This window comes from Neoluteolibacter marinus (assembly GCF_014904755.1).
GTDB lineage: Bacteria > Verrucomicrobiota > Verrucomicrobiia > Verrucomicrobiales > Akkermansiaceae > Haloferula > Haloferula marina.
This window is the reverse complement of record NZ_JACZFQ010000227.1, coordinates 1-374: the sequence shown is the minus strand read 5'-3', so window position 1 is coordinate 374 and position 374 is coordinate 1. Positions and strand designations below refer to the sequence as shown.

Genomic DNA, 374 nt, shown 5'->3' with positions numbered 1-374 from the left:
ACCTCAGGTCCTTCCACCGTACGGCTGTGATCAGCATCGACCTCAAGAACGGCACGGGGCACCTGCTCGCTGCGGTGGCCGGTCTGCCCGTCTTACAACAAGGTGTCCTCAAAGATTTTCCGGGGATCAATCTTCACATTTGTATCCTCTGGCGATCGGCCACCCAAGACCCTGACACCCTGGAAATACGCGGGGATGGGCCTGCCGGCAGCCTGATCGTCACCAGCGGGTGCACTGATCGAGACACGATCGTGCGAGTGCTCAAACTGCTGACTGAGAATCAGAACCAAGAGCTCGTTGTGCTGCGAGGCCGTCGATGGAAGAGCCTCGGCGTCCTCCGCACGTGGGTCCTGCCACAGAACGACCCCTGGGCC

The 374-nt window shown here is 60.7% G+C and carries 1 protein-coding gene; it reads left to right on the top strand.

What is annotated here, in order from left to right:
- Positions 1 to 26: 26 nt before the first annotated feature.
- On the top strand, positions 27 to 374 hold a 348-nt coding region (locus IG178_RS25800), incomplete at its 3' end, for a hypothetical protein (protein WP_226895770.1).